At 36.8% G+C, this 21,765-nt stretch carries 20 protein-coding genes; 9 read left to right on the top strand and 11 right to left on the bottom strand.

The features are described 5' to 3' along the window. Nucleotides 1-40 precede the first annotated feature (40 nt). From RMB06_RS13790 to RMB06_RS13800, 3 genes are read left to right on the top strand one after another with little or no spacing between them, the layout of a single operon-like run. Complete coding sequence (locus RMB06_RS13790) at nucleotides 41-340, top strand: hypothetical protein (RefSeq protein WP_311079962.1); 300 nt, start codon at nucleotides 41-43, stop codon at nucleotides 338-340. Further along, complete coding sequence (locus tag RMB06_RS13795; RefSeq protein ID WP_311079963.1) at nucleotides 333-1,889, top strand: PepSY-associated TM helix domain-containing protein; 1,557 nt, start codon at nucleotides 333-335, stop codon at nucleotides 1,887-1,889. The genes RMB06_RS13790 and RMB06_RS13795 overlap by 8 nt, the downstream gene beginning before the upstream one ends. Then, the gene (locus RMB06_RS13800) at nucleotides 1,886-2,167 is read left to right on the top strand and encodes a hypothetical protein (protein WP_017482232.1); all 282 of its coding nucleotides are present in this window, start codon (nucleotides 1,886-1,888) and stop codon (nucleotides 2,165-2,167) included. Before RMB06_RS13795 ends, RMB06_RS13800 begins: the two co-directional genes overlap by 4 nt. Here RMB06_RS13800 and RMB06_RS13805 read toward each other — a convergent pair. Further along, a complete protein-coding gene (locus RMB06_RS13805; RefSeq protein WP_002122212.1) occupies nucleotides 2,142-2,258 on the bottom strand; it encodes a hypothetical protein in 117 nt (38 codons plus the stop codon). The genes RMB06_RS13800 and RMB06_RS13805 overlap by 26 nt on opposite strands. 61 nt (nucleotides 2,259-2,319) lie before the next feature. Between RMB06_RS13805 and RMB06_RS13810 the strand changes: the two genes are divergently transcribed. Then, complete coding sequence (locus RMB06_RS13810; RefSeq protein ID WP_069140407.1) at nucleotides 2,320-3,207, top strand: sulfite exporter TauE/SafE family protein; 888 nt, start codon at nucleotides 2,320-2,322, stop codon at nucleotides 3,205-3,207. A gap of 96 nt (nucleotides 3,208-3,303) precedes the next feature. Then, nucleotides 3,304-4,413 (top strand): 3-deoxy-7-phosphoheptulonate synthase, encoded by a 1,110-nt coding sequence (locus RMB06_RS13815; protein WP_014206644.1) that lies wholly within the window; start codon nucleotides 3,304-3,306, stop codon nucleotides 4,411-4,413. Nucleotides 4,414-4,486: 73 nt separating this feature from the next. Here RMB06_RS13815 and RMB06_RS13820 read toward each other — a convergent pair whose 3' ends face one another. From RMB06_RS13820 to ybaK, 9 genes are all read right to left on the bottom strand, one after another. After that, nucleotides 4,487-5,230, bottom strand: coding sequence for an adenosylcobinamide-GDP ribazoletransferase (locus RMB06_RS13820; protein ID WP_311079968.1), 744 nt, complete (start codon nucleotides 5,228-5,230; stop codon nucleotides 4,487-4,489). Nucleotides 5,231-5,337: 107 nt separating this feature from the next. Then, complete coding sequence (locus RMB06_RS13825; protein WP_311079969.1) at nucleotides 5,338-6,906, bottom strand: histidine-type phosphatase; 1,569 nt, start codon at nucleotides 6,904-6,906, stop codon at nucleotides 5,338-5,340. 124 nt (nucleotides 6,907-7,030) lie between these two features. After that, a complete protein-coding gene (locus tag RMB06_RS13830) occupies nucleotides 7,031-7,630 on the bottom strand; it encodes a histidine phosphatase family protein (protein WP_311079970.1) in 600 nt (199 codons plus the stop codon). Then, nucleotides 7,623-8,678 carry a nicotinate-nucleotide--dimethylbenzimidazole phosphoribosyltransferase gene (gene cobT, locus RMB06_RS13835; RefSeq protein WP_311079971.1) on the bottom strand — a complete coding sequence of 352 codons (1,056 nt, stop codon included), beginning with the start codon at nucleotides 8,676-8,678 and terminating at the stop codon, nucleotides 7,623-7,625. The genes RMB06_RS13830 and cobT overlap by 8 nt, the downstream gene beginning before the upstream one ends. A gap of 1 nt (nucleotide 8,679) precedes the next feature. Beyond that, the gene (cobU, locus tag RMB06_RS13840; protein WP_311079972.1) at nucleotides 8,680-9,198 is read right to left on the bottom strand and encodes a bifunctional adenosylcobinamide kinase/adenosylcobinamide-phosphate guanylyltransferase; all 519 of its coding nucleotides are present in this window, start codon (nucleotides 9,196-9,198) and stop codon (nucleotides 8,680-8,682) included. Next, the gene (locus RMB06_RS13845; RefSeq protein WP_311079973.1) at nucleotides 9,186-9,812 is read right to left on the bottom strand and encodes a 2'-5' RNA ligase family protein; all 627 of its coding nucleotides are present in this window, start codon (nucleotides 9,810-9,812) and stop codon (nucleotides 9,186-9,188) included. Before RMB06_RS13845 ends, cobU begins: the two co-directional genes overlap by 13 nt. Nucleotides 9,813-9,917: 105 nt before the next feature. Beyond that, complete coding sequence (gene mtlD, locus RMB06_RS13850) at nucleotides 9,918-12,065, bottom strand: bifunctional mannitol-1-phosphate dehydrogenase/phosphatase (protein ID WP_311079974.1); 2,148 nt, start codon at nucleotides 12,063-12,065, stop codon at nucleotides 9,918-9,920. A 564-nt stretch (nucleotides 12,066-12,629) separates the two neighbouring features. Beyond that, nucleotides 12,630-14,861 (bottom strand): TonB-dependent receptor, encoded by a 2,232-nt coding sequence (locus RMB06_RS13855; protein WP_311079975.1) that lies wholly within the window; start codon nucleotides 14,859-14,861, stop codon nucleotides 12,630-12,632. Between the two features lie 157 nt (nucleotides 14,862-15,018). Continuing rightward, complete coding sequence (gene ybaK / locus RMB06_RS13860; protein ID WP_005069426.1) at nucleotides 15,019-15,486, bottom strand: Cys-tRNA(Pro) deacylase; 468 nt, start codon at nucleotides 15,484-15,486, stop codon at nucleotides 15,019-15,021. 189 nt (nucleotides 15,487-15,675) lie between these two features. Between ybaK and RMB06_RS13865 the strand changes: the two genes are divergently transcribed. From RMB06_RS13865 to RMB06_RS13880, 4 genes are all read left to right on the top strand, one after another. Further along, nucleotides 15,676-15,978, top strand: coding sequence for a hypothetical protein (locus RMB06_RS13865; RefSeq protein ID WP_005076193.1), 303 nt, complete (start codon nucleotides 15,676-15,678; stop codon nucleotides 15,976-15,978). A gap of 234 nt (nucleotides 15,979-16,212) precedes the next feature. Further along, entirely contained in the window at nucleotides 16,213-17,586 is a 1,374-nt protein-coding gene (locus RMB06_RS13870) for an AarF/ABC1/UbiB kinase family protein (RefSeq protein ID WP_069140399.1), read from the top strand. Nucleotides 17,587-17,814: 228 nt separating this feature from the next. Next, the gene (locus tag RMB06_RS13875; RefSeq protein ID WP_171259426.1) at nucleotides 17,815-19,098 is read left to right on the top strand and encodes an acyl-CoA dehydrogenase family protein; all 1,284 of its coding nucleotides are present in this window, start codon (nucleotides 17,815-17,817) and stop codon (nucleotides 19,096-19,098) included. Between the two features lie 23 nt (nucleotides 19,099-19,121). Continuing rightward, complete coding sequence (locus RMB06_RS13880) at nucleotides 19,122-20,327, top strand: acyl-CoA dehydrogenase family protein (protein ID WP_017386864.1); 1,206 nt, start codon at nucleotides 19,122-19,124, stop codon at nucleotides 20,325-20,327. Nucleotides 20,328-20,452: 125 nt separating this feature from the next. Here the strand turns inward: RMB06_RS13880 and RMB06_RS13885 are convergent, their stop codons facing one another. Continuing rightward, nucleotides 20,453-21,664: an alkane 1-monooxygenase gene (locus RMB06_RS13885; RefSeq protein ID WP_311079978.1), complete on the bottom strand. Its 1,212-nt coding sequence runs from the start codon at nucleotides 21,662-21,664 to the stop codon at nucleotides 20,453-20,455. Nucleotides 21,665-21,765: the final 101 nt, after the last annotated feature.

A 21,765-nucleotide genomic window follows, 5' to 3' on the forward strand; every position in this document is an offset into this window, starting at 1 on the left:
TTGGCTTTACTTATTATTCTTTGTTTATGTGTCAGTAAAGATGTCCAAAACTGTAAATCTCCCTGTGTCATATCGTATAAAAGTTTTCTATCGATTCTTGCTAGTTTTCGGTATGGGGTTTGCCTGTATGGCGTATTTAAGTCTTGGACTCACTGGAATTTTCCTTTTGAATCTGGACAAAGCTGAGGCTATCTATCTTTCAGCATTTATAGGGATTTTATTTTATGTCGTCTTTGTGATTGTTGGTTTCTGCATTCAATCATTAGTGCGACTGACCATTCTATCAATCGCACTATTTGCTCTTTTCTTTATTGTGACACGGACGGTGGGTTATGCATAAAGGTATACGTCAATCTATGGCATGGCTACACTCATGGACTGGCTTAATTTTTGGATGGCTCGTATTTGCCATTTTCTTAATGGGTAGCCTATCTTATTACCGCCACGAAATTAATTTATGGATGCAGCCTGCACTTGCCCAATATGAAGTAAATCAAGATATAGCTATTAAAACAGCATATCAATATTTACAAGAAAACGCTCCAGACGCCAAATCTTGGTATTTAACAGTTGCAACACCAGAAAGTCCGATCAACACCATGTATTGGGAAAAAGCTGACGGCGGTTATGGCAATGCCACACTTGATGCTAACACGGGAAAAGAGCTTAAACTTTCGGCAACTCTAGGCGGAGATTTTTTTTACCGCTTCCATTACCAACTTTTTGGCATTCCAATCATAGTTGGGCGATTAGTCGTATGTCTTGCCGCATTTATTATGCTGATTGCTTTGGTTTCAGGCATTATTACCCATAAAAAAATATTCACTGACTTTTTTACTTTACGTACATTTAAGTCTCAGCGTTCATGGCTAGACTTTCATAATATTTCTTCAGTCGTTGCTCTGCCCTTCTTTTTAACCATTACATTTACAGGCTTAGCTATTTTCTTTTATTTATATCTGCCTTGGGGAATGCAAAAACTTTACGCTGAAAACCCTTATCAATATTTTACTGAAATTCGTACAAAGACCGTACTTGAGAATCAATCGATTCAGCCTACTCAAAACTTAGCTATTGAGAAGTTGTTGAGCCAAGTTCAACAAAGTTGGGGCAACCAACCTTTATCAACGATGAGTGTAAAAAACCCGAATACCAATCAAGCTCAAATTACATTTATTCAAAAAGAAGACCGCACTATTACTCGAAATCAGCCTCAAATTACCTTAAATGCTTCAACTGGCGAAGTCTTGGCAGATACACGTAATAATAGCCCTATTGCAACGTTAAATGCGGGTGTCTATGGATTACATATGGCGACATTTGCTCAGCCTTTGCTTCGTTTAGGATTCTTTTTCTCAGGCATTTTAGGCTGTGTAATGATTGCCTCTGGTTTATTACTTTGGAGTCTTAAACGCCAAATTCAAAATAAAAGTAGTCAGTTTCATTTCGGGCTCTACTTAGTTGACCGTTTAAATATTGCAGCATTTGTAGGATTGCCTTGTGCAACTGTCGCCTATTTAAGCGCTAATCGATTATTTACAGTTACTTCAACCACAATCAATTATGAAATTTATAGCTTTTTCTTGGTTTGGTTAATCAGCTTAATCATTGCATTAATCACTAAAAAACAGCATTTGTGGCGAACTCAACTTAGCGTTTTTATTATGCTGTGTATTGCACTTCCAATCTTAAATCTAATTTATTTACTTAAACATGATTATATGCAAAACCTCAGTGATTATTGGACCTTTGCACGCATAGATGTATTTTTGTGGCTATTTGCAGCTTTAGCCATTTTTATATTTTGCAAAATTCAACCTATCCAGCATAAAGCTGTCGCAAAAATTCAAAAAAAGCTGAATAAATTAAATACTGAGGTGAGCTCATGATTCTTATAGCTTTCATCTTAATTTTATTAGGTATGTATTTATTGTTTATGGCGAGCGAAAAATATCGATCGCCGAAATCAACAGGTCATTTCAAATCATTAGCTCAAAAATATTACCGGCACTTTAAAATAGCTGCATTCATGCTATTTGGTTTATGTGCATTTATTCTTATTCAACAATATAAATTTTCAATTGGTTTTGTCAGTTGGTGGATCTTTGCAACGCCATTAACTTTTATTCTTATACTTTTAATTAACCCACTAAAGTCATCAAAATAATCATTTTCTTTAAAAAATGATGAAAAATAGTGCAAGCTAAGCAAAATTTTCGTTGCTTAGCTTTTTTTTGCATAAGTAAATCATTATTCATGACAACTGTTTATCTCTAAAAGGAATAAGATATCTGCGTTTCGTGATAAGTGGCGATAAAGATGTCTGGTGCTTTTGAATTTATCTTAGCGGGTATGTTAGTTGGTTTCTGTGTAGGGATTACAGGAGTTGGTGGTGGATCATTAATGACACCAATTTTAATTAGCCTTTTTAGAATTGAACCTCATATCGCAATTGGTACCGATTTACTTTATGCTGCAATCTCAAAATTTTGTGGATCAATGGTTCACGCTAGAAAACTCAATATTGTCTGGCCAATTGTTTTATGGTTAGCAGTAGGTAGTATTCCTGCATCTTTCGGTACTTCATGGGTACTTGAGCATTATTTAAGCCAGTCAACACACTATAAAGCTGTACTCACCATGGTGTTAGGTTTTATGCTGACCTTAACTGGTGTTTCCATCATTTTCCGTACGCGTATTGAGAAATTCTTTAATAAATTCAGAACTAAAGAAGTCACCCAAACTGAAAATGAGCTGTTGGCAATCCATAAAAAACGTAGCTTTATCGTGATTATGGGCATCATTTTAGGTGTATTCGTAACCCTTTCATCAGTTGGTGCGGGTGCATTTGGAATCATGGCACTTGTGATTATGTTCCCGAACTTGCCAATGATCCGAATTATCGGGTCGGATGTTGTACATGCAGTATTACTTACCTTAGTAGCTGGTCTTGGACACATGAGTGCTGGTAACGTCGACTTTACCCTTCTGATGTGGTTATTGGTGGGTTCAATTCCAGCAATTATTATTGGAACATTAATTAGCTCTCGTATGCCTGAACGTTTAATCCGAAAAATTCTAGGGATTACCCTATTTGCCCTCGGTGTTAACTTTATGGTTCATCCAGTCAAAGCAAAACCGAAAGCACCTGTGGTACAACAACAAGCAGTAGTTGCCGAAAAAACAGGCAACTCGACTGAAAGATAGTAAAATCAATAGGATTTTTCCAATCTGAAATACCATGAGATGTAGTATTTTCATAATTATTTCATGGTATATTCAGTACACAAAACAACCTTTAGTATGATCGAACCAGTGACAGCAATGACTACACATTCAAATTCCGTTTCAAAGCCAGATATCGACGACGTTAATATTAAAAGCATTCAAACTCTTGTAACACCAAATGAGCTTAAGTCAGAACTTCCTTTATCTGATGTTGCTTCGCAAACTGTTCTAAAAGGCCGCGAAACTATTCGTAATATTTTAGATGGTTCAGATAAACGTTTGTTTGTTGTTATTGGTCCTTGCTCTATTCACGACCCAAAAGCTGCTCACGAATATGCTGATCGCTTAAAAGCGCTAAGCGAAAAGGTTAAAGATACTCTATATCTAGTTATGCGTGTTTATTTTGAAAAACCACGTACAACAATTGGTTGGAAAGGTCTAATCAATGACCCAGATATGAATGACTCATTTAACATCGAAAAAGGTTTACGTATTGGTCGTAAACTCTTGCTTGAATTAAATGAAAAAGGTTTACCATGTGCAACTGAAGCACTCGATCCTAACTCTCCACAGTACTACCAAGACTTAATTTCATGGTCTGCAATTGGCGCACGTACAACCGAGAGCCAAACTCACCGTGAAATGTCTTCTGGCTTATCTTCACCAGTTGGTTTTAAAAATGGTACAGACGGTGGCTTAACTGTTGCAACCAATGCGATGCAATCTGTTAAATATGGCCATAGTTTCTTAGGCCTAAATGAAGATGGCCAAGTTTCAATTATTAATACAAATGGTAACCCTTATGCACACGTTGTATTACGTGGTGGTAATGGCAAACCGAACTATGACGCAGGCTCTGTTGCGGAAGCAGAAAATGCTTTAGCAAAAGCAAAAGTGAGCAACAAAATTATGATTGATGCGAGCCATGCTAACTCAAATAAAGACCCGTACTTACAACCGCTTGTTCTTAAAAATATTACTGAACAAATTTTAGATGGTAATAAGTCAATCGTAGGTATTATGGTTGAAAGTCACTTAAAAGGTGGTCGCCAAGATATTCCTGAAAATCTTTGTGATTTAGAATATGGTAAATCAGTAACTGATGGCTGTATTGACTGGGAAACTACCGAGAAGACATTGCTTGAAATGCATGAAGCTTTAAAAGAAGTTTTACCAAACCGCTAATTCATCTTTTTAAGATTGAAAATTAAGCCCTCATTTTTTTGAGGGCTTTTTTATTTTTGGATGGATCTCAAAATTAAACTAAATAAAAATAACTCAAAACAAAAGCAAAAAGCAGCACGGTTTCACTAATCTCAATTGCTGCACCAACAGTATCCCCCGTAATACCACCAATTCTTTTTACAAACAGATGTCTTAAATAAACGAGACTTATTAAAAAACTAATGATGGCAATAAGCCCTTGCAACTCCCAATACAAAGGTAATAGTAGAACTAACCCAGTGATTATCCATGAGGCTGTTTTAGGTAAGTGATCAGTCAAAGAACGCCCTAAACCTTTTTCACGTACATATGGTGTAGTTAAGAATAAAATAGATGGCACCACACGCCCAAGGATAGGAACAAAGACTAAAAATAACGTTTGATGCTGTTCAATCAATACATAAACCAATGCGAGTTTAAGCAAACATATGATAACTAAGCTGAGGACTCCAATTGGGCCACAACTTGGATCCTTCATGATTTGTAAAGTACGTAGTTTGTCTCCAAAACCACCTATCCATGCATCGGCCGTATCTGCTAGCCCATCTAAATGCAGCCCACCTGTTAGCCAAATCCATAAAGTCATGATGATAGTTGCAAGCAAAATAACGGGTAATTTGGCAAAAAGACAGGCAACAATAAAAAGTATGCCGCCAATAATCAGACCGACTAGAGGATAAAACAAAATAGCTCGACCATTTTGTTGCGCCGTTGGTATAGTCTTTAACTCAATAGGCAGAACAGTTAAAAATTGCAATGCTATCCAAAAAGGTGTCATATCCAAGTCTCTAACTGATTTATATCTAAAAACAAATTAAATTATGAAGAAATAAAAATGGGAATAGCAATCCCTATTCCCATTAAAGACTTCAAAAAACTGAAAATCTATTGCATTTGATAGCACTGTTTCAATTTGATGTAGTCATAGTAAAAACTGGTTGGTGTGTAGCGTGCATAGTTACATGCAGATTTGAACAAAGTTTCTTTTTCATTATAAAGCATTTTTACCAAAGTAGAGCCTTGACTATTTTGGTAAATATCCCACTGTACATTTGCCGCCATAGGTGAAACTACTTCACCACGCCATGCACTTGTCGAGTAATTATAAGTCTGGCGTAGTGGTAACGGCTGCATCATATTATGCAAATCTAAGCTAGTTGCCAGAGGAATAATAATTTCAGCATGGGCAAACCGTAAAACTGCTTTGTAAGGCTGAGCTTTATTCACCACAGCGTCAACTTGTTGGAACAGATCCTGTTTGAGTCCTTGGGCAATTTCACTTGTGACTTGATTTGACTCTGTAAAACTTGGACCTTTTTCGTAAAAATCGTTTGCATCATTAAATTCAGCGTAGAATTTCGCAGCATCTAACGGCATATATTTATCAAAATCGACACCTTTTAACTCATCTTTCATACCACCAGAAATTGAATAGAGTTCATAAATATAAGCTGCTGCATCAACTGCGCTGGCAATTGTGTTTTTACCCTTACCTTTTTCTGTAATTTGCTCACCTTTAGGTGAGGTTACCGTGAAAGATCCGGTATTGCTAAAGCTATAACCTATTGTACCCAGTTTTTTAATAAAGTCTGCTTTAAAAATCGGACTGAGCACTGTTTGAGCTGTTTTTTCAGCCTCAGTATTTTTTGATAACTCATCTAACTTTTGTGCTAAATCTTTATTATTTTCTTCAAAATCTTGATAGGCCTGACTAGCATCATAAATTTTTTGTTGGCTAGCACTCAGGGGTTGAGCTAAGTCTTCGTCTGCATTCAAACTATGAAAATAGAGTTTGAAACGATCTACGCCGCCATCTTCAACACTCGCCACGCTCTCACTTGATAAATTGGTATAAGACAATGGAAAAATTTTATCTTTCAGTTGCGGTTGTTGTTTTACAAGTTCAGCAGTGAAAAATTTAGCACTATCTACCGCACGATCCACCCCAGAACTTTGTACCAATATAGAGGCTTGAGAATTTAAAAGAGTTGGTAAGCGTTGTAATAAACGATCTGCAATGCCACGGTGTTCTAAGATACCAGTCATGGTTTCGTTTCCATAACCGTACTGGCGGATCCCTTCCACGCCATAACCTAATAAGATATTTGCCTTCATCATGGCTTCTAAATCAGCACCTAATTGCTCACCGAAAGGTGTTAAGGCATTTTCTGATTTTGCCTGTTTCCATAAATTATAAAGTGCCAAATCATATTTCAGACTTGAGAGGCCTCTTGAACCGTGACGCGCCACTAGCTCTGTAAAAACTGGCTGGAATCCATTCGGTGCTTGTTCATAGTTTTTTATTTCTTGTTGAGGTTGGTAAGGCGTTTTCGTTTGATAATATTTTGATTGGTTTGTAGATGGTGCAGTTTGAGCTTCTTGATCATCATTATTGTTACACGCTACGAGTAATAGTGATGCAGCGAGCATAGTTGTTTTAAATAAAATATTCATAAGTCAGATGAGTAATTAATAAGAAATGCCAATAGCTTAGTTTTTAGGAGTGACAGTTCTATTACATAAACTTAAATATCTTCATAAAAATAACAACTTACAAATATATAAAAATATAAAACTACTATCTTAACTTAAAAGTTAATTGACCATCTGTTTCAGAAAATTCGAGTGAATATAATTTTCCAAGCTCTGCTGGCATTTTAAGTAAGTCATCTAGAGGTTGTTGTTTAGCTAAACAAGTCAATAGCTTAATTACACCGCCGTGGGTAACAACCAATCCATGTTGCCAGTTTTGTTTTTGCATCTCTACAAGTAGTTCATGAAAGCCTTTAAGAACCCTTGTTTGAAATTGCATTAATGTTTCTGCACACGGTGGACAATATTGACTCGGTTTTTGCCAAAAATTTGCCAGTAATTCTGGTGAAGTTTCATAAATTTGCTGAGTTGAGACACCTTCCCACTCACCAAAATACATTTCTTTTAAGTCATGGTTTAAAAGTAAAGGTAGCTGAGTTGTCTTTGCAAGTTGCTCAGCAAAACAAACACAACGTTTTAATGTTGAACTTATAATGACATCCCATAACTGATTTGTAACTTGCTCAATGGTTGACTGCATTTGCTGCCAACCTTTTGCCGTTAACTCATCATCCAAATGTCCACGTAAAGTATGGCTATACTGACTTTCGCCATGTCTGAGCAAATCAATTCTGAATTTACCCAATTTTATCCCCGCTTACAGCAGCTTGAGCAAATGTAGCCATCTGGTTGTGTAATACACATGCCATTTTAACTAATGCCAAAGCAGCGCCAGCCCCACTACCTTCACCTAAACGCAAATTCATTTTTAAAATCGGCTCAGCATTGAGTTCTTGTAAAATACGTCGGTGTCCATATTCTGCCGATTGATGGCCAAAAAGCATCCAGTCACGCACGTTAGAATTCATTCGTACTGCGCATAAAGCAGCGACCGAACTAATAAAACCATCGACAATGATAGGTAAGCCCACCTGCGCACAGCGAATGTAAGCACCGATAATTGCTGCAATTTCCAAACCACCTACAGCACATAGTGTTTTGAATACATCACCAACAACATGTTTATGGTGAAGTTCAATTGCCTTTTCAATTACTTCAATTTTATGTCTTAACTGATCGGCACCAATTCCCGTACCAACTCCAGTTAATTGCTCTGCAGTATCATTTAATAAAAGACATGCTAAGGCAGAAGCAGAACAAGTATTTCCAATTCCCATTTCACCAGCAATATAAATATCTGCACCTTTAGATTTGGCCGTGTCTACACTGTTTTTACCTAACTCTAAAGCAGCACGACATTCATCTGCATTCATTGCGACTTGTTTGGCAAAATTTGCTGTGCCGGCACGAATACAATGACGTTCAACTCCGGTGTATTCGTATGCCTCACCTAGGGTACCGCAATCAATCACTTGCAAATGAGCTTGATGATATTTAGCAAGTACACTAATTGCTGCACCACCAGTCGTGAAGTTTTGTAACATTTGGCGGGTAACTGCTTGCGGATATGCAGAAATATTTTCTTCAACCACGCCATGATCGCCAGCAAAAACTGTAATCCATGGATGGCTAACTTGCGGATGTGCATTTGATTGCAAACTAGCAAGTTTGACTGCTATCAGTTCTAGATCACCTAAAGCTCCAGTAGGTTTAGTGAGTTGAAGTTGATGTTGCTCAGCTTGTTGTTTTGTGTCCAAATCAGGTTGCTGTACAGTCTCTAACCACCAGTTCATTTTATTTCTCACCTTTTAAAATCATTGGAAAACCAGCCACACAAAACAAAACCTTATCTGCAATTTGTCCTAGAGCTTGATGTAGCCTGCCTGCTTCATCGACAAATCGACGACTAATCTCACCGAGTGGGACAACGCCTAAACCAGTTTCATTACTTACTAAAATGATTTCTGACTCAAGCGTAGGTAAAATTTTTAACAACTGTTCACATTCAAATTGCTGAACATTTTGATCTTCTAAAAGTAACAAATTGGTTAGCCAAAGTGTTAAACAGTCCACCAGAATAATTTGGTTAGTTCGATCAATATTTTGCAAAGTTTTTGCTAAATATAAAGGTTCTTCAACCAAAGACCAGTGAGAAGGACGCTGCTTTTGATGATGGGCTATTCGACTTTGCATTTCAGGATCAAGTGCTTGCGCCGTTGCAATATAAGTGACAGCTAATTGCCTATCTATTGCCGTTTGTTCAGCCAGTCGGCTTTTGCCAGAACGGGCTCCACCCAAAATCAGTTGCAACATGAATCACCTAAAAACAAATGCTGAGATGGATATAACTTACCTTGTAAAGTTTGAGCTTGATAAGAACCAAATGTTAAATGCTCGACTTTAAGATCAAATTCAGCGTATTTGTATTGTACAGGTAATTGAGAAATTTTATGTAAAATCAAATCACTACTATAGTCTTTTTTATACAACCCCAATGTAATGTGCGGGCAATAATCTAAAGCCGCAATTTCATTAGAAACTAAACCTAACTTTTGGCGTATTTGAGATAAGATATTTTCGGTGTCTTGAATTTGAACAAATAAAGCGCTACTAAAACTATCGACTGAACCAATTTTTAAATGAAGCGAAGCAAAATCTTCTTTTCTTAAGATTTCTCTTTGCTGCTCAAATTCACCAAAACTAAAGTCATCACTATAAATTTTAGTTTCATGAGTTAAGAATCCACATATAAATAATGTGACATGATATTGACGGCTATTGGGTTCTAATAAGAATTCTGAAAAATGCGCACGCAATTGATCTAGATAATGAACTAATTTCCGATCATTAATTTCTAGATACCATAAAGCGTAATTTTGACGCCCAAGGTGCCACTCAGGATAATCACGTATAGATGTTGGCACCATGAACCTCGAGGGTTTTAGCAGCACAGCTTTAATTCAAAATCATTCAATTTTTGTATTAAAACATGTTTGCCTTTCAGTTGTAGAGCATTAATTACTTAAAAGAATTTAGGCATGTTGAGTACTCGCATTTTTTGAATTGGTAATTTTCATGTTTAAAGACCGTTTGCTTTGTTCAGAAAATAAATATTGAACTAATTGTGTTAACTCAACTTCAAGTTGCCCTTTTTGAGCGGCACTCATATCCAGTTTTTGAACTTGGTCGTGTAAATGTTTAATTGCATCAGTCTCTTCAATTTCTAAAAATTGAATCGCATAGGCATAACCTAGCGCAGCACCTTTTAAAAGGTTTTTATAAGGTAAATCATGAGCGATATTCACCCCAATTGATGCAATTACTCTTTCATTATGAGTTAATTTGCGAAGTGGATCTCTTGCCACTCTTTGACAAGGATCTTTAAAAGCATATTCACATGAGTCTAGAAAGCTTTGTGCCATGCGGTCCAAATCCTTCGCATAATTAGGCAATACGATTGCAAGTCCCTGCTTCACTTCTGCAATTAAGTTCTCTGCAAATGCTTTAACTGAATGATCGCCCATGGCAACACCAATAGATTCATAACCCATTAAAGATGCGTACCAAGCAAGCATGGCATGCACACCATTCCATAGTCGATTTTTGATTAATTGAATGTCTGTAATCTGATTAACCAAGACAACTTGACGCAACTTTTTGAGTAAAGGGCTGCCTTTTTCTACATAAATTGGCATATCCGTTTCGCTATGAAACAGAATTAGGTCCATGCTTTGTAATATATGTCCTGGCTGGAAATTACGGCGCATATTATCAACATATAAAGAAGCCTGATTTTGCTGATCTTGAGTCAGTTTATTACAGTCTTCAATTTCGATTTGTTCCTCGTGTTCCACATCTTCTAAATGCTGTTCAAGAAAATTATGCTTAATACGAAGTTGGCGATATAAATTCTGATTAGATAATTTTGAAACCATGCGATTTACAACGGTGTCGCAAAAGTAATGTTCTTTTAAAATATGCTCAGTCACATCTTCATCGTTGGTCAACTCTAGCAGAGCTTCTCTAAGATGTTTCATAACTAAATATTTCGCGCCGACTTTATTTAAAATAATTAGAAATGTTAGCGGTTCAATACATGTTTCAAGTGATGAGTTAAAACGTGCATATAACCCTTTTGCAATTATTTTTGCCTCAACTTCGACGGCCTCTTCAGGTAAACAAAGTGCAATTAAGCTTGAATGAGTATACATCTCTAACATTTGTTGTTCATTTTCAGAATCAACAATGGTCATATTCTCAATACGTTCATCATAAGAAAATTGCCCATAGCGAATGCTATATGTTCCAAATGCATTCACGGCTTCGCGAAAAAGACTATTTCGTGTTGATGCAATAATACGTTTTGGTTTTGTATATCCATCCCAATGTGACAAGATTTGCGCTATGTAACCACCGCCAATAGCACCGAAACCATGTATTCCAACTGTAAGTTGATTCAGACTTTGCGGAAAAGGTTCCTGCATTTCTGGCATGTCTATAACAGGGATAAATTGATCAAGATCGGTTAAAAAGTCATACATCTGATCATAATAAAAATGTGCTTTTTCCAGCATTTCGTCATTTGGTTCTTTAATATCTTTTAATAAAATCGTTAAACCTTTTGAAGTATGAGCTGAAGTTAAACCATTTTCAGAATCCTCAAACATAAGACACTGGTTAGCATCCAAGTGAAGTTGACTAGCAGCTTTTAAAAAGATTTCTGGATGCGGCTTTCCTTGCTCTACTTCATCCCCACAGGTAATCACATCAAAAAATTTATAAACATTCGCATTAATTAAATATTCTTCGGCAATTGCCCTACGGCTTGAAGTCGCAACAGCCATTCTTAAACCAGATTTTCGTAAACGTTCTAAAACTTGAACTAAACCCTTTTTGATAGGTACGCCGTGTTTTCGAATATATTCGAGTTCCATCTCATCAGCTTTTTTTCGAATTTCTTTATATGGAACATTTACTCCATATAGACGTTGCGCCAATTGCTCAGCAGTAGTTGCACTTAAACCTAAACATTGCATTAAATATTCGTGTGAAAACTCCTGTCCAATGAGTTCTTGAGATGCTTGTTGCAATGTTTGAAACCGCAATCGCTCAGTATCAAACATTGTCCCATCCATATCGAAGATAGCTCCGTGAACAGGTTTTCCATGAAAAATAAGCACGTTTTTACCTCTTTTTTTGATCATGTTTTATTCAGGGTATACAAAAAAATGGCTAAAAAGGCAGGATGTTAATAAATGAAACATTAGTGGTTATTTTTTAATCAAAAATATAATCGATCTGTTACTGAGTCAAGTTAAACATCCAAAAGAGTTGAAATATATAAATAATTATGAAATCAACTTTAACTACAAAAGCAGCAGGCCATCCTCGCCTGCTGCTTTTGGTTAGTTCTTTTTGTTGCGCTGATAATGTTTATTTTTCTTTGTTCCATTTACCGCTAGTTGAACCTGCCTATTTTTATAATATCCTGCAGGCGCTCACATACCAGAAATCAACTCATATTTTTCAACACCATTGTTATTGGAGTCTCTGGTATAACTTTAAATCGCCTAAAACTTAGCATTACAGTAGTAGACGTTAATCTTAATTACTAGAACGTTTCTCAATTTTCAATATAGATAATGATAATCATTTTCATTTATTGATGCAAGTTTATTTTGCTATTTTTTTATATTTATTAAGGAATACCTATAATTTATAGATATTCCCTCTATTGCCTCATATTAATAATTAAATGTATAACTGAGGCCGTAAGTACGTCCTTCAGCTGGAATACTCTCTACCAGCCCATATACTTTTTCTGCTTGTTGACTATAGACAGTTCGATAGTCTCTATTCCAAACATTATATACACCAAAATCTATACGTCCTTTCCAAGCTGGAAAATGTGCCAAAACATCCATCGTGCTATAGCCTTTAATTTTTACAGCTGAAAGTGAACCATCTTTTACTGCTTCATTTGTACCTTTTATAGCAAGCATTTGCACACGAGCGCCATAACCCTCATCGCTACTCCATTCGGCAAAAACCGTACCTTTGATTGGTGAAACTTGAAAAGCATTCAACTCTTTCCATTTACCCTCAGTATCTTTGTATTGACCACGCGTATAACCCAGTGTTCCCCCAACTTTAAACTCTTCCATAAATGGGTAGGTCGCCGTTAGTTCAGCACCATATACACGCTGGTCTTTGTCCATAACCTCAGCAACAGTTTCTTTATTACTGTTCTTGTAGAATTGAACAACTTTGTCTGAGGTATTATAGAAACCTGTTATACCTAGATTTAGACTCTGCTCTCCTTGTAAACGCCAGCCTAATTCATAGCTGTTTACACTAATAGGTTGGATATTAGCGGTTGATATATTAAATGCATCACGCATCATCCGTTGTACATCTGGAAAGCTAAAACCTTGAGAGAAATTAGCAAATATTTGCTGCTCATCTGTTAATTTATATATCGCTCCCAAATTGAATAAAACAGCATCGTCATTTACAGATCCGCTTGGTTGTATCCCATTTTTAGTCGAATACTGTTCTGTTTCAGCTTTGATATATTGGTAACGAGTACCAGCCTGGACATTCATACGGTCTGTTAAAGCGTAATCACCTTGTATAAAAATGCCAGCACTTTGAATTGTTGTATTTGGACCGGCATCGGAAGCTTTACCTGTAGGTTTATAGGTCAAACCTGTATTAAATGCTGTGAAATGCTCATAATGTTGATGATCTTTTTCATGTTCATAATCTAAACCATAAGTTAGATTAAGATCACGATTCATAATATTTAAATCACTTTGTACTGTTGAACGCAGACCAGCCACTTCGATTTCAGATTGAGATTGCTTTGCTTCTGTACCTTCCCCTCCTAAAAAGACTGGAAAGAAACGAGCATCTTCTTTACGGTAATATCCTTCTAAATTTAAGACCTGACCTAAAATATCTTTATTTTGGTATTGAGTGTTGAATGCATAGCGCTCTGTAAAAGGCTGATTAGATATTTCTAAACCCTTTTTCCCAATATATGAGTTAGGCGCTCCTCCATAAATATAATTTTTCCCATAATCAGGACCATAATTCGTATCTTGTTCATCCTTATAATACTGTGCACCCAAACTTAGTGATTGGTTATCAGCTAAATCTATATTTATACGACTATTAACATCAATTGTATCAGTATCAGGACGGCTACCTTGCATAGGTGCTATAGCAATACGATCACCATGGCTATCGAACTGAGATCCGCGACTAGTGAAATTAGCCCCTAAGAAACCATTTATATTATCTTTATTAAATGAAATAGATTGGCCAATTTCATAAGCTAGACTATCACTTCGAAATGTATCGGAAGACGTAATACCAAGTTTAGTTTCAAAACTTACTGGTTTAGTCGAATCAGCACGTTTCGTAATAATATTAATAATCCCGCCGGTAGAACCTGATCCATAAATACTTGTAGCTCCTGAAAGAACTTCAATACGTTCAATCATGCCTGGACTAATACTATTTAGCTGCCGAGCAACATCGCGTGAGCCATTTTGCGATACGCCGTCAATCATAATCATGACATCACGACCACGCATTGTTTGCCCATAGTTGGTAGTTGTTCCACTACTCACCCCAAGTGATGGAACCAACTGAGCCAGTATATCGGCAATTTTTCGTCCAGCAGTTGCCTGTTGTTCAATTTGTCGCTTTTCAATCGTTTGAACTGTGCCTGCAATTTCAGCAATATTTTTTGGCGTCCTCGTCGCCGTGACTATAATTTTTTGCAATTGAGCTATAGGCTTTTGTGTCGGTTGATTATTAAGAGCTACCTTTTCAATATTTGTATTTGCATAAATCTGCTGCGCAAATATTGCTGCTAGAGCAATACAACAAGGTTTTAATTTAAAATATCGTGATTCTGCATACATCAGATGATTTGAGTTAGCCCCAACCTTTTTGTATTGATTCATTTTCCCTTTCTCCAAACCCAAAAGTTATTAGATAGTTATAAGGCTCGGGATAATACTAAATATAAATAATAATGAGAATTGTTTTTATTAAAAAACTTGATTTAATACTACCTAGCTTAAAATTAGTTAATTTAATGAGATAAGAAAAAAATTTATTTTACTCATCAAGCACATCAACAAATTGAGCATTTAAGAGTTGTGCTAGATCTTTCGGGTTTAAGCCAATATCTAGTCCCCGTTTTCCTCCACTCACATAGATTTTGCTGAACTCTTGTGCAGATGCATCAATAACGGTTTTTAAGCGTTTCTTTTGACCTAAAGGACTAATCCCTCCGACCAAATATCCTGTTAAACGTTCAGCGTCTTTAGGATTAGCCATCTGCAATTTTTTACAGCCAAACGCCATAGCCACTTTTTTTAAATTTAATTGGTGATTAACTGGCAATACTGCAACAAAAAAATTCTTATCATCACTCACCATTAAAGTTTTGAATACTTCCCTTACATCTAAATTTAGTTTTTCTGCTGCTTCTAATCCAAAACTTTTAGCATTTGAATCATGTTCATATTCATGAATAGAAAATTCGATTTTATTGCTTTTTAACAGTCTACATGCAGGAGTCATAATAAATAGTGTTATAGATGAAATTATTTGGATTATAGTTTTTTTAGAAAAATTTTTAAATTTGCTTAGGCTATTTACAAGAATTACATAAAAAATCAAACAGCAACTGAATAAAAAATAATCTCAACTTGATATTCATGGCTCGACTCCATATATTTTATTTAGATTTAAGTCTGAGCTGACAATTTTATGAGTTATAAACACAACAATCTGATGGCTATGCGTCACCGTTTTTGGGATGAATCTTCAGATTATGTCTTAAATGAAAAGCAGTTTTTACAGCAGACGTTAATTGAACAAGGCATCTTTAATAATGCAACACTCGAGGATGTTAAGTATTTTTTCTATACCTTACCCAGCATTATTATTGTAAAAGCTCATGCACTTGGTTTTATGCATGATTCAGTCAAACAAATGTTATTACAGCATATTCAGTCCAATCGCCTTCACTTAATGCAGAAGTCTGAATTGAAGATCCAATTTAAAATGTAATTTAAGTTTTTGTGAAAGATCCGTTTTTACCCAAGTTTTACTCACCTGAACGCTGTAGGTTTCTTAAATTTTAAAATTGCTTAGGCTATTTTAAAGTTAATGAAATAAAGATAGCCATTTCGACTGATCATTCAGTCTGAGAGAACTATTTTAATACGCTCAAAACATGTAATATTCGTTACAATTTTAGATCACCAGCGTTTGGCTGCATGATGCGCATAGGATTCTATTTTCATGTCAAATCAGAAAGATAAGCTTAAGAGTTTAAAAACTTCTTCCATGGATCGACGCTTATCAATCGCGAAAGCTTCTTTACTTGCAGGAACACGTTGGGCAACTGCAAGTGCCTCTTCTTTATTTTCTAATGAGGAAGAAAAAGAAAAGAAACGCAAAAAAGCGATGAGTGAGCAAGCTAATTATCTGGTTTCTGAAATAGGTAAACTTAAGGGTTCTATTGTTAAGATTGGCCAAATGATGGCCCTTTATGGTGAACATTTTTTACCTGAAGAAATTACACAAGCATTAAACACTTTAAATAACCAGACAGTTGCTTTAGATTGGCCTGCAATTAAGCCGCACCTTCAAGAGCAATTGGGCGCTAAATTAAATGATTTAACGATTGATCATGAACCAATTGGTACGGCCTCTCTCGCACAAGTACACCGTGCAACGCGTAAATCAGATGGTTTAGAGTTAGTTTTAAAGATTCAATATCCGGGCGTTGCAAATGCTATTGACTCCGATATGAGCTTGTTTAAAAACATGCTTAAACTGACGCGTATGGTTCCACAAACCCGTGAATTTGATCAGTGGTTTGATGAAGTACGTGAAATGATGCATCGCGAAGTTGACTATGATGTTGAAGCTGCCACTACTCGTCGCTTTGGTGAACGCTTAAAAGATGATGAGCGCTATATTGTCCCTACAATTGTAGATGAATATTGCACAAATCAAGTGCTCTGCATGACTTTTGAACGTGGTGTACCAATCAACAGTCCTGTGATGTTGTCATTACCTCAGGAACGTCGTAATCAACTTGGGGAAGCGTCATTAGAGATCGCGGTTCGTGAAATTTTTGAATGGGGTGAAATGCAGACTGACCCTAACTTTGGTAATTACCTTGTTCGTTTGGGTAATGGTCAAGACATTCAGGACAAAATTGTATTATTAGATTTTGGTGCTATTCGCCAGTTTGATGAACACTTGCTAACAGTTGCCCGTCAACTCATTCAGGCAGGTTATCAACATAATAAAGATGCAATGGTGAAAGCCATGACTGGTTACGAGTTTTTTGATGCAATGCCTGAAAGTATTAAGCCAGGTATGGCTGATGTCTTTTTACTTGCGACAGAAGCATTCAGTACTCCTGCAAATAACCCAGATATGCCCGCTGGTCTTATGGATGAACACGAACGTTATGACTGGAAGAAAAGCCAGCTCCATAGCCGTGTTATGCAACAAGCTAGTAAATCAATGGCGTCACGTTATTTCTCAGTTCCTCCCAAAGAGTTTATGTTCATTAGCCGTAAATTCATTGGAGCCTACACATTTATGACGGTTATTGATGCAAAAACCAATGTACGACGTATGATTCGTAACTTTGCTTGATTTAATGAATGACTAGAATGATTCCATGTCATTCTAGTCAATCCTTCTCGGCTCCCCAACATTGCAATTATTTTAAATAAATAAAATCAAAAACTTATAATTTTCTTATTTTCTATTTACCATTTATCTACTCATTTTTCGAATGTCAGTAACGACATAGTTTTTTAATATGAGGCGTGTCAGCATAAAACAATAACAATGTGTTAGGACACCATAATCATGACAAGTATGATCAATAAAGCTCAGGGTTTGGGTTTATCGCTGATCACAAGATTGGCTGGAAGCGATGTACTTGATCAACTCAAGTTGCGTAAATTTGTTGAAAAATCTCTTTATCAAGGTTCAAAAGCTGGCTTTAGAGCATTAACGCAGACTCAAAAAGCATTTAAGCCCAAGCAAATCTCTCAACAACGTTTACCTCGCCAACAAAAAAATTTATTTGATTTAAGTTTAACCGAAGAACAACAAATGACTTCTGAAGCAATGTCTCAATTTGCTCAAGAGGTTTTATTGGGGTTAGCTCATAATGCCGATCAGGAAGCTCAGTTTCCTGAAAGTCTTTGGCAATATGTTGAAGATTTAGGACTTAACTACTATGCACTTCCAGAAGCACTCGGTGGAGTAGCGGCCGAACAAAATATCGTTAGTAACTTATTAATTGCTGAAAAACTAGCTGAAGGTGATTTTAGTCTTACAGCAGGATTACTCAGTACATTTAGCGTTATTAATGCAATCACACGTTGGGGTTCTGCTGAAGTTCAGTCGATGTACCTACCATGTTTTGCAGAAGACTCAGACATTACAGCAACTTTTGCTGTTCAAGAAACAACTCCAGCATTTAACCCTTATGTTTTAAAAACAAAAGCATCACTTGAAAACGATCAGTTTTTTATTGATGGTGAAAAAACATTAGTGATTTTAGGCGATTTAGCTGATGTATTTTTAGTAAGTGCAGACTTTAACGGCAAGCCAGACGTATTCGTCGTGCAGTGTAATGAAACAATTTCAATAAAAAACACTCCGGCCATGGGTCTTAAAGCCACAGAAACAGCAACTCTTCGCTTTAATCACACTCCTGCTCTACGTTTAGGTGCAACAGATTTTGATTACACAGCCTTTGTAGATTTAGGCAACTTAATGTGGTGTGCAATGGCTGTAGGTACATGTGAAGCTGTAAAAGCTTACTGTATTAAATATGCCAATGAACGAACTGCATTCGGTGAACCTATTTCACATCGTCAAAGTGTCGCTTTCATGATTGCAGATATGGCAATTGAAATTGATGCAATGCGTATGTTGATTTTAAATGCAGCAAGCCTTGCAGAGTCAGGCAAGCCATTTCACCGCGAAGCTTACTTAGCCCATCTACTTTGTGCTGAAAAATCCATGAAAATTGGCACAGACGGTGTGCAAATTCTTGGTGGACATGGTTTCACAAAAGAACATCCTGTTGAACGTTGGTACCGCGATTTACGGGCTACTGCAATTTTACAATCTGGCTTACATGCTTAAAAGATCAATCAGAGGATACTTTAATGAATTTACAAAATCCTAAAAAATTCAAAATGATGATTGATCAGGCACATGATGTTGCGATCAATGTTTTACGCCCGATTTCCCGTAAATATGATAAAGCTGAACATGCATATCCAAAAGAACTTGATATGCTTGCCTCCCTCATTGATGGCATGAATGAAGGTGGTGAAGGAATTAATGCTGGTGCTGCGGGTGCTGGAAAGCGCGGTGATACCGACAATGAAGGTATTCGCAATGGAACCAACATGTCGACCGCTCTTGGAATTATTGAGATGTGTTATGGCGATACAGGCTTATTACTGAGTATGCCTCGTCAGGGTCTTGGAAACTCAGCAATTGCTGCTGTCGCAAATGATGAGCAATTAGAACGGTTCAAAGGAACATGGGCAGCAATGGCCATCACAGAACCTGGTTGTGGCTCCGACTCTGCCGCTATCCGTACCACAGCAACCAAAGATGGCAATGACTACATTCTAAATGGTGAAAAGATTTTTGTAACTTCAGGCGAACGTGCAGATTCTGTCGTTGTTTGGGCTACGCTCGATCGTAAACTTGGACGTGCAGCAATTAAATCATTTGTCGTACCTAAAGGTACGCCCGGTATGAAGGTCGAACGTCTCGAACATAAATTAGGAATTAAAGCATCAGATACAGCAGTCATCAGTTTTATTGACTGCCGTGTACCAGCAGAGAACCTTTTGGGTAATGCCGAAGTGGATGTTGCTAAAGGTTTCGCCGGAGTAATGGAAACTTTTGACAATACACGCCCTCTAGTTGCAGCAATGGCAATCGGTTGTGCGAAAGCTTCACTAGAGCGTATTAAAGAGATTTTTAAAGATCAGCTTGATCCTGACTACTCGACTCCCTATCTGCATGCTTCTAACCTTGCAGCACAAATCTACCGCATGGAGGCTGAATGGGAAGCTGCTCGTCTGCTCATGTTAAAAGCAACATGGATGGCTGATAATAAAAAGCCAAATTCTAAAGAAGCTTCTATTGCAAAAGCAAAAGCAGGTCGTGTTGGTAACGAGATCACTTTAAAATGTGTCGAGTTAGCAGCAAGTCTAGGCTATAACGAAGATGAATTACTTGAGAAATGGGCACGTGATTCAAAGATTCTTGATATTTTTGAAGGTACTCAGCAAATTCAACAATTAATTATTGCGCGTCGTGAGCTTGGTAAATCTTCCAGTGAATTAAAATAAAAAAGACGCAAGAGAATCTAAACTCTCTTGCTTCATAACTCTAAGATTTATCTAAAAGATAAAACCCTCTAATCACATGATTAGAGGGTTTGGTATTTCAGGAATATATATTATTTATTCAATTTTTATGCTTCTAATGATTTATCTACTGCACCAAATTTTTTGAAGATTTTTGCACGTCGTTTTGGTGAAATATTCGCTTTGTTCAAATCACCTTTATAGTGATCAAAAACTCGCTTATCCATTATTTTGAACCACAACGAAGGAATTAACGCAGGTAATAACATACTTGCATAACCACTTGGTAATTCTGGCGCCTCATCAAAATGACGTAATGCTTGGAATGGACGAGTCGGATAAGCATGATGATCTGAGTGACGCTGCAACTGGTACAGAAATAAGTTTGTTACTACGTTGTTATTGTTCCAGCTATGCTCTGGCATTGTGCGCTCATATTGACCATTTTCTTTTTTCTGACGTAGTAAACCATAATGTTCAATATAGTTAATAATTTCAAAAAGACTAATGCCGTAAAATGCTTGTGTCGCTAAATATGGAATTGTGCTTTTACCAAAAATTCCCACCATAGAAGCATGGAAAGCAGCGCTCATTCCCCAGCCTTGTAATAATTCATTATCTGCTGACCAGAACTCTTTTCCTTTACGTTTTAAACGATTTTTCTCGATTTCAATTGCAGACTTAAAAGAACCTATAACTGTACGTGGCCAGAACTCATAAAATGTTTCGCCCATACGTGAAGAAGCCGGATCTTCAGGAGTTGCTGCACGTTTATGGTGTCCATAAGGATGTTCGATACGGAAATGGTTATAACCTGTAGGAACCAAAGCAAGATGAGATAAAATATGATCAATACGATCATGCTTATGACTTAATTCATGGGCTGTATTAATCGCAATACCATTAATCGCCCCCATTGAAACACCGAGCAAAATTTTATCAATGAATGACGTAGTTTTACGGCTTGTTAAATAACATGCATAAACATTTGCAGCATATTGTAATGGGATAAAGCTCTTCACTAACCGTGAATAATACGGATCTTTTTCAAGAAGCTTAATTTCTTCGTCGGTTGGATTACGTGCATCTTTACCAATAATCGTATCAATTGCAGGAATCACAACGTGTAATAAAAGTGGACCACCTAAAGCAAATACTTTCTTTAATGGGCGTGGACCAAAATGGTATCCAGCTAAAATACCTAAACCAATTACAGGTAGAGCCGGACTAATCATCCATAAATAGCGCTTACGATCTATCTCACGCATAGACGCTGGCACTGGCATAAGTTCTTGCTGAACATTTACTGGTGCATTCATAGTCATATTTCCTTTTTCTATATATCTATATAGTTAAAGAAATAGTACTTACTTAACAGTAGTAACCGTCCAAAAAACCTATTTCAAAGTCTTTGGCATTT

The organism is Acinetobacter sp. V104_13 (genome assembly GCF_031798995.1).
Taxonomy (GTDB): Bacteria; Pseudomonadota; Gammaproteobacteria; order Pseudomonadales; family Moraxellaceae; genus Acinetobacter; species Acinetobacter pittii.

Excerpts from the sequence above, each read along its gene's own strand:
- RMB06_RS13805 (WP_002122212.1), bottom strand. The coding sequence starts at position 2,258 with ATGAATAATGATTTACTTATGCAAAAAAAAGCTAAGCAACGAAAATTT.
- RMB06_RS13870 (WP_069140399.1), top strand. The coding sequence starts at position 16,213 with ATGTCAAATCAGAAAGATAAGCTTAAGAGTTTAAAAACTTCTTCCATG.
- RMB06_RS13865 (WP_005076193.1), top strand. The coding sequence starts at position 15,676 with ATGAGTTATAAACACAACAATCTGATGGCTATGCGTCACCGTTTTTGG.
- RMB06_RS13795 (WP_311079963.1), top strand. The coding sequence starts at position 333 with ATGCATAAAGGTATACGTCAATCTATGGCATGGCTACACTCATGGACT.
- cobT (WP_311079971.1), bottom strand. The coding sequence starts at position 8,678 with ATGAACTGGTGGTTAGAGACTGTACAGCAACCTGATTTGGACACAAAA.
- RMB06_RS13820 (WP_311079968.1), bottom strand. The coding sequence starts at position 5,230 with ATGACACCTTTTTGGATAGCATTGCAATTTTTAACTGTTCTGCCTATT.
- cobU (WP_311079972.1), bottom strand. The coding sequence starts at position 9,198 with ATGTTGCAACTGATTTTGGGTGGAGCCCGTTCTGGCAAAAGCCGACTG.
- RMB06_RS13810 (WP_069140407.1), top strand. The coding sequence starts at position 2,320 with ATGTCTGGTGCTTTTGAATTTATCTTAGCGGGTATGTTAGTTGGTTTC.
- RMB06_RS13845 (WP_311079973.1), bottom strand. The coding sequence starts at position 9,812 with ATGGTGCCAACATCTATACGTGATTATCCTGAGTGGCACCTTGGGCGT.
- RMB06_RS13815 (WP_014206644.1), top strand. The coding sequence starts at position 3,304 with ATGATCGAACCAGTGACAGCAATGACTACACATTCAAATTCCGTTTCA.
- RMB06_RS13825 (WP_311079969.1), bottom strand. The coding sequence starts at position 6,906 with ATGAATATTTTATTTAAAACAACTATGCTCGCTGCATCACTATTACTC.
- RMB06_RS13855 (WP_311079975.1), bottom strand. The coding sequence starts at position 14,861 with ATGAATCAATACAAAAAGGTTGGGGCTAACTCAAATCATCTGATGTAT.
- RMB06_RS13885 (WP_311079978.1), bottom strand. The coding sequence starts at position 21,664 with ATGAATGCACCAGTAAATGTTCAGCAAGAACTTATGCCAGTGCCAGCG.
- RMB06_RS13800 (WP_017482232.1), top strand. The coding sequence starts at position 1,886 with ATGATTCTTATAGCTTTCATCTTAATTTTATTAGGTATGTATTTATTG.
- RMB06_RS13880 (WP_017386864.1), top strand. The coding sequence starts at position 19,122 with ATGAATTTACAAAATCCTAAAAAATTCAAAATGATGATTGATCAGGCA.
- RMB06_RS13790 (WP_311079962.1), top strand. The coding sequence starts at position 41 with ATGTCCAAAACTGTAAATCTCCCTGTGTCATATCGTATAAAAGTTTTC.
- ybaK (WP_005069426.1), bottom strand. The coding sequence starts at position 15,486 with ATGACTCCTGCATGTAGACTGTTAAAAAGCAATAAAATCGAATTTTCT.
- RMB06_RS13875 (WP_171259426.1), top strand. The coding sequence starts at position 17,815 with ATGATCAATAAAGCTCAGGGTTTGGGTTTATCGCTGATCACAAGATTG.